Below are 18103 nucleotides of genomic sequence, written 5' to 3' on the forward strand. Positions count from 1 at the left end.
TCCCTGTTTCCCCATCAACCGAAAGGCTCTTTGTGCCCACCCGATCGTCTGCTCACACTCCGTTTTCCTCTGGCGATACGCTTGCTTCTCGAGATGGCGGCGCCGTCATCGGTCATGGCCGCAGTGAACAGGATCGGATCGCCCAGCAGCGCATATGGAATGACACGGATCAGGATCGCGATCGCCCGGACCTGATTAGCCTGCTCCTGCAGCATGCGCAGGAGACCCCGGATGCGCTCGCAGTGGTGGATGACCGGCACAGACTGACCTATGCGCAGCTCGTCGCCCATGCAACTGCTGTAGCGCGAAATTTGCGGGAACACGGTATTGACGCTGGTCAGAGTGTGGGAATCTCCCTGCCGCGCAGCGCGGAGATGGTGGTGGGTATCGTCGCCACGTTGCTCGCCGGTGGCAGTTTTGTCCCGCTAGACCCCTCGTGGCCGCAGGCGCGCCGGGAATCCGTCACCCACGATGCCAGCCTGAGCTTCGTACTCACGCCGGACAACTGCGCGCTCACCGAAGACGCGCTATTCGACCTCGATGCCACCCGCGAGCTGTTCACCCCGCCGTCCACGGACAGCGTTGCGTACGTCATCTTTACCTCTGGCAGCACCGGCCGCCCAAAGGGCGCAATGATCCGCCACGGTGCGATCGTGGAGCGCTTGCTCTGGCAGCGCGATCAGATCCTGTTCTTCGGCCGCGATGATGCCTCCCTGTTCAAGGCACCGCTGGCCTTTGATATCTCCATCAATGAGATCTTCCTGCCGCTGGTTTGCGGGGGCCGCGTGGTGGTGGCCGCGCCGGGCGTGGAGCAAGACCCCCAACGCTTGGCCCGCCTCATCCATCGCGAGGGCGTGACGTTTGCGTATCTGGTTTCGAGTGTTCTCGACGTCATGCTCAAACAGGCCGAAGGCACGAATCTATTAGACAGCTTGCGGCATGTCTGGTGTGGCGGAGAGATGCTCACCCAGGCGCTGTTCCGTCGCTTTCGCCAGCAGCTGGCCATCCCGCTGTACCACGGGTACGGGCCAGCGGAAGCTACCATCGGTGTCTCCCACGTCATCTACCGTGACGACGAGGATCGCCTCAACACGAGCATCGGTGTGGCCAATCCCAACTGTCGGCTCTATGTGCTCGATGAGCACCTGCGGGTGGTTCCAGACCAAGAAATTGGTGAACTCTATGTGGCCGGATTCCTGCTGGCCAAGGGGTATATCAATGCCCCAGGACTCACGGCCAGCCGCTTTGTTGCGGATGTGTTTGCGTCGGACGGAACCCGGATGTACCGCACGGGAGACCTGGTGCGCCGGCACAACGACGGCTCGCTGGAATTCGTGGGGCGGGCCGATAATCAGGTGAAAATCCGTGGCATGCGTCTGGAGTTGGAGGACGTGGAATCTGCGCTGGTGGGACACCCAGATGTGGAGGCGGCGAGCGTGATTGCTCGGGAGGGGCGACTGCTGGGCTACGTGACGGTGACTGCGGGCCTCGTGGGTGCTGCGATCCGTAGTTGGTGTGCCGAGGTACTGCCCGAATACATGGTGCCCGCGATTATCACCGTCATGGATGAGTTGCCGCGGACGGCCAACGGAAAAGTGGATCGGAAGGCACTGCCGGAACCTGATTGGAGCTCGCTCACTGATGCCCCGGCCGATGCTGAACGTGACGGGGAAACCGTTGCTCTGCTCGCGGAGGCAATGGCTGAAGCATTGGGGGTTAGCGCGGTGGGTGCGGAGACGGACTTCTTCGATATCGGTGGCGATAGCCTGCGGGCCATCACCCTGGTCTCGGCTCTGGGACGGCGCGGGGTGGAGGTGAGTGTGGGAGATATTTTCTCTGCGCGCACTCCACAGCAACTGGCTCGGTGCGCCGAAGAGCGCGGAACCTTCGTGCAGGATCCAGACGATGAACCAACCGGTGAGGTGCAGTCGCTGCCGATTCTGCGCTGGTTCGATTCCATTACTGATCACGTGGACGGCTTCATTCAGTCCGTGGAGTTTTCAGTTCCAGAAGATGTGGATGCGCAGCTGGCCGGGCGAATGGTGGCTGACGTGCTGCAGGCGCACCCTGCACTGCGGGCCCGTGTGCAGCGGAATCCCTTGCGGCTGGAACTCCCGGAGGGTCCTGGCGAAGAAGCGGTGGCGATCCACCCCACCACGGACATCGCTGCGCTTTCTGAACTGCTGGATCCGGCAGTCGGAGTGGTGGTAGCGGCTGGGCTGGTGCCCGGAAGATTGCGCCTGGTGGTGCATCACCTGGTGGTCGATGGCGTGTCATGGAACATTATCGGCGAGGACCTCGCCGCGGCGTATCGCGGGGAACAGCTCGCGCCGGAGCGGACGTCCCTGCGCCGATGGACGCAGCTGCTGCAACAGGCCGTTGATACTGGCGAATTCGCGGAGGATGCCAATAGTTCCCTGCCCCCATTGCCGAGTGCGGATGAACCTCTGCGGGACCCGCAGGTGCCAGCGCTTGCTGATAGTCCCGAGAAAGCGCCCACAGTCCGTGAGGAGCGCAGCGTGGTACATGAGGCATCAGTGCAGATCACGGACGAATTACTGGGTGCGGTGCCCCACGCTTTCCGCACGGGGGCGAATTCCGTATTGCTTACGGCATTGAGCGTGGCGTTGGCGCGTTGGCGTCGAAACAAACAAACATGGACCCTGGTGGAGATGGAGGGGCACGGCCGCGAAACCCGATTCGTACCCGGGCCACAGGGCAGGGAAGCGGACCTCTCACGCACCGTGGGCTGGTTCACCTGCCTATATCCCATGCTGATCGACCCCACCCGGGCGGCAGTGCAGGAGGCTTCCGCGGCGACCGAGGGCCACATCGCGCCGCTAGCGCTGGCACTCAATGCAGTGAAAGACCAGCTCGCGGCCATCCCCGGCAACGGCGTTCCTTACCAGGCCCACACCTGGTTGCATCAGTCCGCGAAGACCCCTCCGCAGGCACAGGTGCTGTTCAACTACTTGGGGCGCGTATCCGCAGGAGCACAAGATTTCGCTCCCGCGGGTTCCACCGGCCAACTCGGCGAGCAACGCGACCCGGACCAGCCGTTGGTCCGCGAGCTGGAGTTCAACGCGATCGCCGAAGACACCGGCGAGGGATACGTCCTGCGCACCACGATCTCCTGGGCGCGCGGCAGGATCTCCCCCGAACGGATCGACGAATTGGTCGCGCACTGGGATGTGGCATTGCGCGAGGTGGCAGCGCTTGCCGATCACGGCGTGTTGTCCGTGGGCGACGTTGCCCCCGCAACCGTGAACTCTGCGGACCTGGCACGAATCACTGCACAGAGCTCCGCGGAGCTGCAGGACGTGCTGCCGCTGACCCCGCTGCAGCACGGCATGTACTTCCACTCGCTATTCGAGGAATCGGCCAGTTCGTATGTGGAGCAACAGGTCTTGCGGGTGGAATGCAGCGAACCGTTTGACCGGGAGCGATTCGCTCGCGCTGCGCGTAATTTGATCCGACGCCACCCCGCACTGAGCACCCGCCCTTGGGAAACTGACGGTGGCGATGTGGTTGCCGTGATTGATCCGGGGATTGCCGAGCATCTGCGGGTGGACTTTCGGGAGGTGACGGTGCCTGCTGAGTTGGCTGAGGCTGGATTGGAGGGTTGGCTCGCGCAGCGTGCGGAGGAGATTGCCGCTGACGACATCTCGCGGGGAATCTCCTTGCAGCCGCCCGGTGATGCCGCGCCCGAGCCGCTCATGCGATGGACCGTTGTGCTCCCGACCAGTGTCGATGGTGCGGTGTGTGGCCAGGACATCGCCGTGATCCAGACGGTGCATCACCTGATCGCCGACGGATGGTCCGTGCCCATCATGCTGCGGGATCTCCTGGAGATCTACCGGGATGACGATGCCCGGATCCCGCGCTACGACCCGGACGCCGGAATGGCCGGCAGCGTGCGATGGGTGGCGCGCAGAGACGCGGAAGCCGATATGTCCGTCTGGCGCGAGGAAATGCGCGAGGTACGCCCCACGGTGCTGTGCCCTAATCCTTCGAGTTCGCTCGAGCGCCGGGAGTTGCTGGTAGACGATCCGCGGACTGTTGGCTTGTCTGAGCGTGCTCGGGCAGCGGGTGTGGGCCTGCCGGATGTGGTGCACGCGGCGTGGGGGCTGGTCCTTCGCACCTTGGTGGGCTGCGAACCTGGGGCTGACGTGGTGTTTGCCACTTCCGTTTCCGGCCGCGACATTCCCGTTCCTGGCGTGGCCGATGCCGTGGGCATGCAGCTCAACACCATCCCGGTGGTCGCGCCGGGGCAATCTGATCCCACCCTGCCGGTGACCAGCATGCTGCACGCCATGGTCCATCACAACAATCAGGTCCGCGATGTGCAGCACGTCAGCCTGGCTGATATTGCCCGCGACCTGGGAACCAACGCCAGCGAACTGCTGGATACGTTGATGGTGGTGGAGGTGCCGCTATCTCCACAGGACGTGGGCTGCCCCGGCTCGCCACTACAGGTTGCTGACGTGCGCAACAATGGCGCGCCGCACTTTCCCCTGTCCGTCGTGGTCAACCCTTCCGCTGAGCACCCACTGCGCCTGATCTACGATCCGCAGCGAATCACCGAGGTACGTGCCGAAAGGATCGCGCAGATGCTCGCGGTGAGTGTGGATTCTTTGCTGTCTGAATCCGGTGCGGTGGCGACCGTGGGTGAGGTTGCAGAGGCGTTGGGTGCGGTATCTGGTGTGGACACGCTTCCTTCTTTGTGGCGACGCAGCTTCGAACATTTCCGCGACCGGCCCGCCCTGACCAGCATCGGAGAAGACGGTGCTGCGGAGCATTGGACCTACGAAGAACTAGACGACGCCGCTCAGCGTATACGCGCTGTGCTGGACCGGAAGGTTGCCATCCACACCCCGAGAGTAGCCCTGCTCATGGAGCGCGATGCGTGGCAGGTTGCGGCCATTCTGGCGACCACGATGTCCGCCGGCACCTACGTTCCCGTGGATCCGTTGTCCCCGCAAGCGCGGGTGGAATTGATCCTGGAGGATTGCCAGCCCGATGCCGTGCTGGTGTCTCCCAGCGCGGAAAAATGGTCTCTGAGCTGGTAGATTGTCCCGTCCTCGTGGTCAGTGAACAGACGATGAGCGGGGAAGCGAAGCCGCCTGCGGGCCGGTCGGCAAGCGTGGCCCGTGCCAATGACATCGCCTACGTGATCTACACCTCCGGCTCCACAGGGCGGCCGAAGGGCGTGGCCGTCACACACGCCAACGTGACCGCGATGCTGGGCAATGCTCGCAGCCACGTGGAGTTTTCGCAGGAGGACGTGTGGTCGATCAGCCACAGCTTCGCCTTTGACTTTTCGGTGTGGGAGATGTGGGCAGCGCTGAGCTCCGGCGGGCGTGCCGTGGTGATGCCGTATGCGCTGATGCGCTCGCCCGAGGATGCCGCAGAGGTGTTGCGTGCCGAAGCCATCACGGTGCTGAGCCAGACCCCAACCGCCTTTGCCGCGTTGGAGCCGCACCTCGGGCAGGACTCTGCGGTGCGCACGGTGATCTTCGGCGGCGAGGCCTTGGAGGCCCGCGCAGAGGCTGCCTACTGCAGTGCTCATCCGAATGTTCGGTTTATCAACATGTATGGCATCACGGAGACGACAGTGCACGTCACAGCACACGAATGCTCCGAGAATGCAGGGGAGGCCCGCAGCCCGATCGGCCGCCCGATGGACGGGTTGCGTACCTATGTTCTGGACGCGCAATTACAGCCGGTGCAGCCTGGAGAGACCGGCATGATGTACGTTGCCGGGCCGCAGGTCACCGCGGGTTATTGGGGGCTTGCTTCTACCACGGCCTCCCGCTTCGTGGCCGATCCTTTCGTTGGCGGCGGCGCGCGGATGTACTGCAGCAATGACATGGCAAAGGTGCTGAACAACGGTCATCTGGATTACGTGGGCCGCGCCGATAGGCAGGTGCAGCTGCGCGGTTATCGCGTGGAGCTGGGGGAGATCGAGAGCGCGCTGGAGAAGGTCAGCGGTGTGCGGGAGGCCACCGTGGTGGTCGTCGATCTGCCCGAAGGCCAGGTGCCGGGTGCGTTGTTGATTACGGATTCTCGTGCCGACGCAAAGGCGATCACCTCCCGAGCTGCCGCAGCGGCCCGAGACGCGCTCCCTGCCTACATGGTTCCGCAGCTATTCGCGGTGAGTACGCAGGTGCCGCAGACCATCAATGGCAAGCGGGATGAGCGCGCGATCCTGGACTTTCTGGGTGAGATTCCTGCTGCTCAGGAGGCTTCGGGCACCTCGGATCTGGTGGAGGCGATCTCGCAGGCAATTGCTGATGCACTTCGCTTGGACCGCGCCGAGGTGGAGCCGGATTCGGACTTCTTCCGCTTAGGTGGAGACAGTATTCTTGCCATCCGCGTTACTCACGCGCTGGCGCGCGCTGATCTCAACGTGACTCCGCGGGACTTCTTCTTGGGCCGCACGCCACGCAAGATTGCCGAGCGGGTCACGCCGCAGGCCACCCAGCAGAAAATCCAGGAAACAAGGCAGAGCCAGGAAGAAGCCCTGCCCAAGGACGGGCACCAGGAGATCTCGGGGGCTTTCCCCATCCCGGCGATGCTGCGCAGGCAGATGGAAAGAGGCATGAGCGACCGCTTTGTGCAGGCGCGCCGCTTGGATCTGGGGCCAGTCGCTGTGGAGGACTTGGAACAGGCCCTGCAGCAGGTAGCGCAGGCACATCCGATGCTTCGTACGCGCGTGGACACCAGTTCTGCGTTCGCGCACTTTGTTGGTGCCGAGGGAGACGGCCCTATGGTTGTGCGGGCTTTGGACGTGGATGCATTGATCGATCACATCGATATTGCTGCTGGTCGTAGCGTGGTGCTCGGGTGTGTGGATGGGTACGTCAAGGCCGTTGCTCATCACGCGGTGATCGATAGCGCCAGTTGGATGATTCTGGAAGACGATCTGCGCGATGCGCTCGCAGGGCGCAGGATTCTCTCCGGGCAGGCGAGCTACAAGGATCTTTGCCTGCAAGAACTGCACGATGCTCACACCGCAGCAGCTCAGGATGCCCTGCACTGGAGTGAACTGGCTACGCTGCCACGGCCCGTCGAGGACTCGAACCAGTGGAGTACGGATCATGTGAGCACGCTCGAAGTGAACATTGACGGACAGACCGCGCAGGTCCTGCAGAGCGTTGCACCCGACGTGATGGGTGTGGACGTTCAGGACCTCGTGGCAGGACTGGTGACCGTCGCGGTGGCTCGAACAATGGGCACGGACGCGCGGAGCTGGGCCGTGGACGTAGAAGGCCACGGACGTCCGGCTGATCATTCCTATGGTCGAACCCTCGGATGGTTTACCACCATCGCGCCGGTGGAAATCCCGTTGGCTGATCCAGCGGATGCAGCACGTGCCGCAGCGGAAATGCGCGCGCTCCACGAGGACGGCACAGCCCCGGACCGCCGCACTTATCAGGCACTGCGATACACACACCCGCAAGGGCAGCGAACCCTGGCCCATGGGGCACAGATCCTGGTCAACTACCTCGGACGGGGAGAGACTGGCGCTGTCCTCCACGCGCCGGGCGATGCCGCCTGCCAGTGGACGGATTACCTGGTGGAGGCCGATGTGTGGTCTAGCGAGCGGGCCGTAAGCATGGAGCTGTCCGTGGTGAATGCGGTGATTTCCGCCGAGCGTTTGCGCAGCGCCATCGGCGAGGTTGCTCGCGAGTTGCAGGAGCACGTCAGCCGCGAGCAATCCTCAGGACGCCGCGCTCCGCTGAGCGTGCTGCAGCGCGGAATCTGGTTCCAGTCACAGGTGGCAGCACCGGGTGCCTACGTTGCACAGACTGCGTTGACGTTTGACCGGAGACTGGATGCCGAGGCCGTGGTGGAAGCCTTCCGGGACACAGTGACCGTGCATCCAGCCATGGGCGCGGAGTTCCACACCGATGCTTCCGGCCAACCCGTGCAGAACTTGCCGTGGAGTGGACAGGGCATTGACCTCCCCGTCGAGACCACCGAAGGGGATCTCGAGGCGATCATGCACGCTGATCGCAGCGCGGGCATCGATCTCGCATCCGTGCCGCTGGCGAAGGCAACCATCGTCACCGGCCGAAGTGACGGACAGCCTGGCGACACGCTGCTTCTTACCTACCACCTGGTTCTGGTCGATGGTTGGTCGCGTGCAGTGATGCTGCAAACCTTCCTCGAGAGGCTGACGTTGAGGTCCGGCCAGGCCCGCACGCAGGGTGCGGGAGAGTTGGTTCCTCGCGGTTGTTCTATTGCTGACGCCCTGCTCGAGTCCGTTGACAATCGCAAAGAGCAGGCAGATAGCGACTATTGGGTACATCGCCTAGAGACGTTGTCTCAGCCCACGCTCGTTGCCCCGCAGGCCGCGGATATCTCTTCAGAGCACGCTGGTAGCGAGTTGCCTCGCCAGGTGTTTGCCGAGGTCAGCGAGCAGCTGACCGGCGCACTGCAGGAAAAGATCCGGGCGCAGGCCGTGACGTTGACCTCCGTGGTCAACGCAGCCGTGGCCGTGGCCTTGGGTGCTGTCACAGGGGATTCGGATGTGGTGTTTGGTCAGTCTGTCAGTGGCCGCGATGCCTTGAGCGACCCCGCCATGTCTGATGTGGTGGGAGTGCTGCTCAACACAGTGCCAGTGCGAGTGACAGCTCGGCCCGGCCAGAGCATAGAAGAACTGGTCCAGGATGTTTATCGCCAGCGCATCGAGGATATGGACCACGATTCCGCGGACCTCGGCGCCATCCAGCGGCAGCTGGGGGTAGGCACGCTGTTCGATTCCATGGTGGTGGTGCAGAACTTCCTCGATCCGCAGGCAGCAGCGGAACTTCGGGAACGCCACGGGGTTGTGGAGGAGCGCGCGGAAGATTCCACGCACTTCCCTCTGACCTGGGTATTCACTCCGGGGCCGAAGCTGGGCATCAAGCTGGAATTCCGCCACGACGTGGTGGACGAGTCCCTCGCACATTCCGTGCTCAAGGCCGCGACCGAAGTCCTGACCGCGTTTGTGGACACACCAGAGGTCCCGCTCGCTCAGCTGGCCCAGTTGGCGCCAGCCCGAGCGGAGGATTCTTCCCCGCAAAGCACGACGGAGCAGATGGCTTCCTGGCAGAAGGCCGAAGGCATTGACCGCACCATTGCGGATGAGCTCAAGGACACCGCCCAGCGCTTCCCAGATCGCATCGCGCTAGCGGATGACGCACAGCAGTGGACGTTCGGTGAGCTGATTGCTCGCTGTTCCGACATTGCGGAAAAGATCAAGAATTGCGGCGTGACCAGCGGCGATACTGTCGCCATTGCGGTGGAGCGCTCCGCGCATTCGGTGGTGGCTCTGCTGGGAGCCCTGTGGGCAGGGGTGCGCTACGCGCCGCTTGATCTGACGCACCCCGATGGGCGGCTCCGGGTCCTCGTGGAGGACAGCCAGCCCGCAGCCGCGCTGGTGGACTCGAGTTCTCGGGAGCGCATGGAGCGGATCGGTGCGCTTCCTTGCGTCGACGTCACCACTGCCGATTCCCACGCCACCACCCACACGCCTGCGGCGGTGCCCGGGGACGATGCCTACCTGATGTACACCTCCGGATCGACCGGCAAGCCCAAGGGCGTGGTGATCAAGCATCGCGGGCTGCACAACATGCTGGACAATCACCGGCGCAAGATCTTCGCCCCAGCTGCTGCCGATGGGCGGACGTTGCGGATCGCGCATGCCATCAGCTTCGCCTTCGATATGTCGTGGGAAGAGCTGTTTTGGCTGGTGGAAGGCCACGAGGTGCGGATCTTCTCCGAGGATTTGCGACGCGATGCTGCGGCCATGGTTGAGGCCATTCGCGCGCATCAGGTGGATGTCATCAACGTCACCCCGACCGTTGCCGAGCAGCTGCTCGCGGAGGGGATGCTGGAATCCGGCGCGCATCGCCCGCGGCTGGTGCTCTTGGGCGGCGAGGCTGTCTCGCACGGCGTGTGGGAGACCTTGCGAAAGGCCGATGACGTGCGCGGATACAACCTCTATGGACCCACCGAGTACACCATCAACGCCCTGGGTGCTGGCACGGATGAGAGCGCCACGCCTGTGATCGGAATGCCGGTGGATCGCACGGCGGCGTTCGTTTTGGACCCGTGGTTGCGCCCCGTTCCTACAGGAGCGCCGGGTGAGCTCTACCTCGCGGGCAGCGGCTTAGCGCAGGAGTATCATGGGCTCGCGGCGCGCACCGCCAGCTCCATGGTCGCCTGCCCGTGGGGCGCCCCGGGTGAGCGGATGTATCGCACGGGAGACATCGTCCGCGTGCGTGCGGATGGCATGTTCGAGTACCTCGGACGCAGCGACGATCAGGTGAAAATTCGTGGTCACCGCGTGGATCCCGGCGACGTCTCGGCCGCCGTGTCCCGCGGCGTTGATCCCCGCATCCTCCACTGCGTGACCGTTCCTGTTCGTATATCCGACGACACACTCCTGGCCTGTCACCTCGTGGCCCCACAACTGCGCGATGCGGACCAGGGGGAGCGGCAGAGTTTCCTGACTGGCGTGCGTAATGCATTGCGCGAGGAACTGCCCAGCTACATGATCCCGGATCGATGGTCGATCGTGGATGAGTTGCCGGTGACGTCGAATGGAAAGACCGACCTTGCTGCACTGGGTGAGGGAGAAAGGATCACGGAGAAGGGCCGCGAACCGGCGAACGAAACCGAGGAGATCACGGCGGAGCTGTTTGCCGAATCGCTAGATATTGAGCCCGAGGACGTGCCGGTGGATGCTGATTACTTTAACATGGGTGGGCACTCCATGGCGGTCATCAAGCTCTGCGCACTGCTGCGTGGAGAGCTGGGAGTGGAGGTTGGCGTGCGCGAATTCTACGGTCTGCGGACAGTCGAGCGCGTGGCGGAGTTTGTGGAGGCGCGCTCGTAGATTCAGCCCAGCAATTCGGCGAGTGCCGGGATGATCCCGTGGCGCCACATCGCAGGGTCGTGGCCACCGGGCGTGCGGTGATTGGTGGTGGGAAAGCCGCGGCGTGTCAGGGCATCGGCCACTGCATCCACGTGTCGTTGCATGGGCGGCTCTTCTGCACCGCACGTCAGTACGATGCGTGCCAGACCGGAGCCACTGTGAGCCGCAGGATTTTCGAGTGAGGGGCCAGTGAGCTGTGCGGCAATGTCGCCTCCTGCGGGCCCGTCCGAGAGCGTGTCCGCGAGCTCTGCAGAACGGTCAGCGGACCACCAGACGGCAGGGGACTGGGCGATGGCTCCTTTGATTGCAGGCGTGGTTTCGGTGGAAGCCGTAAGAGCTGCGCGCAGGGCGGAGAGACCGCCGAAGCTTTGCCCCACCAGGACTATGTGGCTGCTGTTGATGATCGGCGGTAGCTCGGTGGCCAGTGCGCTGGCGAATGTTTGGGAGGTGTACTCCTCGCTGCGGTCTTTGGCTGCCGGCAGGAAGACGCGGTTGATCTGGGGGATAAGCCCTGCCGTGACTGCCCGGTCCAGTGCGCCCGTGAGGTCATGCAGATGGATCCAGTCATCGCCATCCAAAAACACCACGGTGGTATCCGCACCGCGGTCATCGAGGCGCGCGGTGCAGCGCCTGCCGAATACCTTCCGGTCGATGGACAGGCGTGCGCCGGGCAAGTCCGCGATGACTTCTGGGGAGCGAGGCGGCCAGAGTGTCTGGTCCACAGAATCGCCGCTCAATAGGCTCGCCTGTGGGCCTGCGCCGTGTGCGTTATGTGGATCGGGATATTTCAGCTCGCCGGATTGAAAGCTATAGGTCACTGCTGAGTGCGCCGGGATGCGCACATCGACGGTGGACATCGATTCGGTGAGCTCGACGTTCGAGCGGTAGGGGTCCGGGAAAACGAGGGCTTCCGCATCCGCGGGCACCGAGATTCGGTGAAGGGTGGTCACGTCCGGGGAGTCTGGCATGAAAATTGCGCCACTTTCATCATTGACTACATAGGTAAACCTAAGCTAACATCCCCTGCATGCGAGTTGCTGTTTTCGGCTATCAGTCGTGGGGACACCGGACGTTGTCTGCGGTCATCAATGCTGGTCATGAAGTAGTTTTGGTAGTTACGCACCCTGCCAGCGATCACCCTTATGAGCAAATGTGGGCAGACTCCGTTGAGGAGCTCGCCAGCGAACATGAGCTCCAGGTGTGTGTCACTGAGCGCGTGGGTCAAGACGTCATTGAGGCGTTGCGCGATGCTGCACCAGACATCATCGTGGCCAACAATTGGCGAACCTGGCTTCCTCCCGAGGTTTTCAGCCTGGCCAAGCACGGCGCATTGAATGTCCACGATGGTCTCCTGCCCGAGTACGCCGGATTTTCGCCCATCCTGTGGGCGCTGTTGAACCGGGAAACTCACGTGGGCGTCACTGTGCACGAGATGGATGAAGTGCTGGACGGCGGACCCATCGTTGCCCAGCGCGCGATCCCCGTGGGTCCGCAGGACACCACCACGGATCTCGTGGCCAAGACCATCGACCTCATCGAGCCCCTCGTGGAACGCGCATTGAGTGACGTCGCCCAAGGCACCGCCACTGCGCAACCTCAAGATCCCACCCGCGCTACGTACTTCCACAAGCGCGGCGAGCAGGAATCTCGCATAGATTTCACCCAACCTGCGGAAGATATCGCCTTGCTGGTCAGGGCGCAGTCCGACCCGTACCCCAATGCTTACTTTGAATTCCGAGGCCAGCGCGTCCGCGTGCTTTCCGCGCACGTCTCGCAGGGCCGCTTCGGCGGAACCCCCGGCCGAGTCACCATCCCTCACGAGGGAGGAATCGCGGTGGTCTGTGGATCGCCCCGTGCCAACGTGCCGGCGCCGGCGATTGTTCTGGATCGTGTTCGTCTCGACGACAACTCGGAACTGACCGCCACCGAATTCTTTGGACATAGGGCTGGATATATCCAACCAAAGGTTTGACCTTTCCCTTTTGTGTACGGGCCACGCCTCGCGCGGAAATCCGTCACCAGTAACAACGGAGAAAAATGACACTCAAGAAGATTCTCGTTAGCACCGCTGCTGTGCTGACCTTGGGCGCGGCACTGACCGCTTGCTCGACTGATGACCAGTCCGGAAATTCCGGGGACTCCCAGGCAGTCAACGCCGAGCAGGGCGCATTCCCCACCACCATCGAGCACCGCTACGGCTCCACCGAAATCAAGGAAGCCCCGCAGCGCGTGGTCTCCTTGGGCTACACGGATCAGGACGCACTGCTGGCGCTGGGAGTTACTCCTGTCTCCGTGAAGTACTGGGACGGAATGACCCCGGATGGTCAGGCTGCGGGCAACTGGTCCAATGACAAGATCGAGGGCGACACTCCTCGGATCGACAAGGACACAGAAGTCAACGCGGAAGCCATCGCCAAGGACAATCCAGACCTCATCGTGGCTGTGTACTCGGACATCGATGAAGACACGTACAAGAAGCTGTCTGAGATCGCCCCTGTCGTCGTACAAAAGGGCGAATACGAAGAACTACAGCAACCATGGGACGTGACCACGGAAGAGATCGGGCAGGCCGTGGGCAAGCCTGAAGAGGCAAAGCGCCAGGTGGAGCAGGTCAAGGAGAAGTTCGCAGAGCTCAAGGGCCGCCACCCAGAATGGGCCGAAAAGGAACTCGGCGTGGCCACTGTCTCCGACGAGAGCCTGGCTGTCTTTGCCGAGGGCGATCCGCGTAGCCGCTTCTTCACCGAGCTGGGATTCAAGATCAACCCGGCCTACGCGGGCATCACCAAGGACAAGTTCTACGGTGAGGTCTCCAAGGAAAACGCAGACCAGATCAACTCTGACGTGCTGGTGTGGGATCAACTGTCTTACTCTCCGAAGCAGAGCAAGGCTTCTGTGACCGAGGATCCGATCGTGGGCAAGCTGCCCGCCGTGAAGGACGGACACAGTGTCTACCTGGAAGGCGACCTGGAAAAGGCCTTCGGATGGCAGACCGTGCTGAGCCTGAACTACCTGCTGGACAAGATCGAGCAGCCGTTGGCAGACGCCACGAAGTAGTCTGAATCAACCGCCGAACCGCCCCGCATGAACGTGCTGGGGCGGTTTTGCTGTTGCTGGCTAGGGGACGGGCACTCACGGGGATAACGGATGCACGCTAGGGGCGAGCCTTGCCGACGAACCAATAAGGGCACCACAGGATGTTGTCCTTGTTGAGCTGCCAAGTCTTGATGGCGTGGGAGCGCACCACCTTGCAGAAATCCCCCTCCCCGGCGACCCACACATAGTCCACGTCTGGGTGGGGCTTGTGCTGTCGATTGCGCGAGGACTCAACGTCAATGTTGGCGAGATGCTCGGCGATGGCCTGCGCATAACCGTCAGAAGGTGCGGAGATCCGGGTGAGGCTGCTTAGACGGTTGCGCCAATCTTCCAGGTGGGGCTCTGAATCGGAATCGGTACTGGTGACCGCGATGACGTGCGTGGAAGCGAGCTGTTCGGGATAGAGCGTGGCGAGGTACTCTAGGATCGCGCGCATGGAAGGCAGGGAGGTGGGATCTGCCACCAGTAGTTGTGTGCGGTGCTCGCGATGCCACAGGCCTTGGCAAGTCCACAAGCCAGCAGGGTCGCCCGGCTGTGCGGACAAACACCACGAGAGCCCTGGGCCGGAGGTGGAGTGGACATCTTCCGCAGACACCCCGTGCGTAGCGACGTCAAACGCCAGCAAGCCGCGGGCTTTGTCGAGGTGGCGCACGGTGTACCACCGCAGGTTGGGCCGCACTTCGGGAGGCATTGCTGCCACGGCAGCCCGTATGTTCAGGCCCTCGATGGGTGTGGCGGCGAAGTCCTCCGGAGAACTAAAGGGCTGATTCGGTGGCGGCATCAGTAGACCGAAAACTCATCCGGACCCGGGAAGGACATCTAACGATGAGCGAAAACTACACTCCACGCCTCAAGTCCGAGTACCGTGCAGAAATCCGCGAGAAGCTGAACTCTGAGTTCAACTACGACAACGTCATGCAGATCCCAGGCGTCACCAAGGTGGTCGTCAACATGGGTGTCGGCGACGCTGCTCGCGATTCCAAGCTGATCAATGGTGCGATCGAAGATCTCACCCTGATCACCGGTCAGAAGCCACAGATCCGCGTTGCGAAGAAGGCTATCGCTAACTTCAAGCTCCGCGAAGGCATGCCCATCGGCGCTCGCGTTACCCTGCGCGGCGACCGCAAGTGGGAGTTCCTGGACCGTCTGCTGACCGTCGCGCTGCCACGTATTCGTGACTTCCGCGGCCTGTCTGACCAGCAGTTCGACGGCCACGGTAACTACACCTTCGGCCTGAACGAGCAGTCCATGTTCTACGAAATCGACGTAGACAAGATTGACCGTCCACGCGGTATGAACATCACCGTGGTCACCACTGCGACCAACGATGATGAGGGACGCGCCCTGCTCCGCGAGCTGGGCTTCCCATTCAAGTCCAAGCAGAACTCCGGCGAGTAATTCCCGCTTCTGTTTGAACGCCGGGCCTCTCGGCGACTTGGCTTAGAAAACCCGCACACTTCTTTGTTGAAGTTGGTGCGGGTTTTTCTGTGCAATGCCTGCGTTTCATGCTGACTATCTATGAACCAGGCGCAATCGGGCACGCCTGCCTGTATTCCGGTCAGAAACCGGGGTAAGAATAGACCAGTTGTTTTCTAGAAGGGATTCCCTGTGCACTTAAGCGACCTCATGGACGCCACCACCCTGCTCCAGAACTTTGGCGGCTGGGCGCTCGGCGGCATTGCGCTGATTATCTTTATTGAATCCGGCGTGCTCTTCCCGTTCCTCCCCGGCGATTCCATGCTGGTCACCGCGGCAATCTTGCGCGATCAGCTGGGCTTGAACGTTCCGATTCTGGTGGGCGTGGCCATCGTCGCGGCGTTCTTGGGCGACCAGGTAGGTTTCTGGCTCGGCCACCGCTTTGGCCGCAAGTTGTTTAAGCCCGACGCCAAGATCCTCATAACCGAGCACCTCGAACAAGCCGAGGCTTTCTTCCTGAAGTACGGGCCGTTGGCTCTGGTACTGGGGCGCTTCATCCCGATCGTGCGTACCTACATTCCCGTGGCCGCTGGTACCGCGGAGATGCCGTACAAGAAGTTCGTGGGATGGAACGTCACGGGTGCAGTGCTGTGGATTGTCAGCATGGTCGGCATTGGCGTGCTGCTGGGGGATATCCCGGGCATTGCGGATCGCATCGACATGATCGCCATCGTCATCGTGCTGGTGTCTGTGACTCCGGTGGTGATTTCCGCGATGATCAACTGGCGGAAGTCCAAGAAGACTCCCGCCCAGGAGCTGATGGAGGACTAAGCCCTGATCGTCACTTGGGGACGATCAGCGGACCGCCGGTGACAGGATCCTCGATGACTAGCGCGTTGAGGGCAAACGCCTCGAGCAGTAGCTCTGGGGTAATGACCTCGCTGGGACGCCCGGTGGCGAGGACCTGTCCATCCTTCATCACCACGAGATTATCGCTGTAGCGTACAGCCAAGTTGAGATCGTGCAGCACCATCACCACAGTCCGATCCAGCTCTCGGCGTAGACGCTGCACCAGCTCCAAAATCTCTACCGACGTGGCCAGATCCAGGTAGGTGGTGGGCTCGTCCAGGAACAGGATGTCCGTGTTCTGCGCAAGAACCATGGAGATCCACACACGCTGCCGCTGCCCTCCGGACAGAGAATCCAGGGTGCGCTCCGCCAGCCCCATCGAGCCAGTCATTTCCAGCGCCTTGTGCACCTCGGCTTCGTCCGTGGACGACCACTGACGGATCCACGATTGGTGTGGGTGCCGACCGCGCGAGACGAGATCAGCCACGTTGAGTCCCTCCGGGGCGGTAGGGGTTTGTGGCAGCACGCTGATGGTCCGTGCGAGGTCCTTGCGCCTGATGGATGAGATATCGGCGCCGTCTAACAGCACTTCGCCCTCATTCGCCGGAAGGAGACGAGACATGGCTCGCAACAACGTGGATTTGCCGCAGCCATTGGGGCCGATGATTGTGGTGATCTGCCCGCGAGGAAAGTCCACGTCCAAGCCTTCGATGACCGTCCGGTCGCCGTAGCCCACGGCGAGGCCGCGTGCGCTCATGCTGTGCTTCTGAGTCATGTGTCCTTCTTTGTTCGCGGCACTGCTAACTTCCAGGGTGGGATCTTTTCTCATGCCGTGGTTGACCTATTCCGTTGGACCAGCAAATAAATAAGGAACGCACCGCCGATTGCCGAGGTGAGAATGCCCACCGGCAGCTCTACGGGCAGAAGAGTTTGGGTGCTGATATCTGCCAGCAGGAGTAGCGCAGCGCCGGTCAGCGCAGAGGCCAGAAGCGGTGGTGCAGAGCAGTTGCACAAGCGCAGCGCCACCTGTGGGGCCACGAAGGCGACGAACCCGATGGGGCCAGCGGCCGAGACCGCCACTGCTGCCAAAGCCACGGCAGCGGCGAGCAGAAGCACCTGCACACCCTGGACGTTTTGTCCCAAAGCCCGTGCAGTATCCGAGCCCAGCAAGGTGGCTAAAAGTTGGTGACCAATCCAGGCCAGCAGCGGTGTAAACACCAACACAACAATGGCGATGGGCCACATCTTGGACCAGTCCGCAGTGCTCAGGGAGCCAGTAAGCCAGAACTGCGCGGCCGCGGCATCGCGCAACTCCGTGCGGATCATCAGGAAGTTGATATACGAGGTCAACAGAGCAGAGATGATGATGCCGAACAGCACTAGCCGGAAGGAATCAGTCGATCTCCTCCACGCCAGAGCCCACATCACCGTTGCGGTGACAGCCGCACCAAGCACCGCGGCCAAGGGAATGCCGATGCTGCTGAGCCAGCCGAGGAAACCACCAGCGCCACCACCCAGAGTGATGACGGTGACCGCGGCCGCGGACGCGCCCGTAGTGAAGCCCAAGATATCCGGGCTGGCCAGCGCATTGCGAGTCACGGACTGAGTGAGGGCTCCGGATAATCCCAGCGCACAGCCCACCAGAATGGCCGTCAGCGCACGAGGCATGCGCCAATCCAAAACCACCAGACGCTCAATGCGGGTGCCCTGGCCGGTGAACAGCACCTCCAGCACACGAGCCGGGGACACAGGATAGTCACCCAGGCCGATGGAGACCGCCGCTAGCAAGACGATCGCCACGAGCAGCAATAGAGACAC

The 18103-nt window shown here is 62.4% G+C and carries 10 protein-coding genes; 6 read left to right on the top strand and 4 right to left on the bottom strand.

The annotated features are described in order from the left end of the window. Positions 1 to 32 precede the first annotated feature (32 nt). Together DAD186_RS11055 and DAD186_RS11060 are read left to right on the top strand one after the other, a co-directional pair. A complete protein-coding gene (locus DAD186_RS11055; protein WP_208854272.1) occupies positions 33 to 5069 on the top strand; it encodes a non-ribosomal peptide synthetase in 5037 nt (1678 codons plus the stop codon). 14 nt (positions 5070 to 5083) lie between these two features. After that, positions 5084 to 10888: a non-ribosomal peptide synthetase gene (locus DAD186_RS11060; RefSeq protein WP_208854273.1), complete on the top strand. Its 5805-nt coding sequence runs from the start codon at positions 5084 to 5086 to the stop codon at positions 10886 to 10888. Between the two features lie 2 nt (positions 10889 to 10890). Here DAD186_RS11060 and DAD186_RS03060 read toward each other — a convergent pair whose 3' ends face one another. Further along, positions 10891 to 11877: an alpha/beta hydrolase gene (locus DAD186_RS03060; protein ID WP_224784305.1), complete on the bottom strand. Its 987-nt coding sequence runs from the start codon at positions 11875 to 11877 to the stop codon at positions 10891 to 10893. 77 nt (positions 11878 to 11954) lie between these two features. On the opposite strand from DAD186_RS03060, the gene DAD186_RS03065 reads away from it, so the two are divergent. Next, a complete protein-coding gene (locus DAD186_RS03065; RefSeq protein WP_005325328.1) occupies positions 11955 to 12899 on the top strand; it encodes a methionyl-tRNA formyltransferase in 945 nt (314 codons plus the stop codon). A 65-nt stretch (positions 12900 to 12964) separates the two neighbouring features. Further along, positions 12965 to 13981 (top strand): iron-siderophore ABC transporter substrate-binding protein, encoded by a 1017-nt coding sequence (locus DAD186_RS03070; RefSeq protein ID WP_005291893.1) that lies wholly within the window; start codon positions 12965 to 12967, stop codon positions 13979 to 13981. A gap of 97 nt (positions 13982 to 14078) precedes the next feature. Here DAD186_RS03070 and DAD186_RS11345 read toward each other — a convergent pair whose 3' ends face one another. Further along, positions 14079 to 14801: a siderophore-interacting protein gene (locus tag DAD186_RS11345; RefSeq protein ID WP_141750574.1), complete on the bottom strand. Its 723-nt coding sequence runs from the start codon at positions 14799 to 14801 to the stop codon at positions 14079 to 14081. A gap of 44 nt (positions 14802 to 14845) precedes the next feature. On the opposite strand from DAD186_RS11345, the gene rplE reads away from it, so the two are divergent. Both rplE and DAD186_RS03085 read left to right on the top strand, forming a co-directional pair. Then, positions 14846 to 15418, top strand: coding sequence for a 50S ribosomal protein L5 (gene rplE, locus DAD186_RS03080; protein WP_019176091.1), 573 nt, complete (start codon positions 14846 to 14848; stop codon positions 15416 to 15418). 228 nt (positions 15419 to 15646) lie between these two features. Further along, positions 15647 to 16267, top strand: a complete 621-nt coding sequence (locus DAD186_RS03085) for a DedA family protein (protein ID WP_005291889.1) — start codon at positions 15647 to 15649, stop codon at positions 16265 to 16267. 10 nt (positions 16268 to 16277) lie between these two features. Here DAD186_RS03085 and DAD186_RS03090 read toward each other — a convergent pair whose 3' ends face one another. Then, positions 16278 to 17114, bottom strand: a complete 837-nt coding sequence (locus DAD186_RS03090; protein ID WP_005291888.1) for an ABC transporter ATP-binding protein — start codon at positions 17112 to 17114, stop codon at positions 16278 to 16280. Then, complete coding sequence (locus DAD186_RS03095; protein WP_226998078.1) at positions 17111 to 18085, bottom strand: FecCD family ABC transporter permease; 975 nt, start codon at positions 18083 to 18085, stop codon at positions 17111 to 17113. The genes DAD186_RS03090 and DAD186_RS03095 overlap by 4 nt, the downstream gene beginning before the upstream one ends. Positions 18086 to 18103: the final 18 nt, after the last annotated feature.

Source organism: Dermabacter vaginalis, from assembly GCF_001678905.1.
Classification (GTDB): Bacteria; Actinomycetota; Actinomycetes; order Actinomycetales; family Dermabacteraceae; genus Dermabacter; species Dermabacter vaginalis.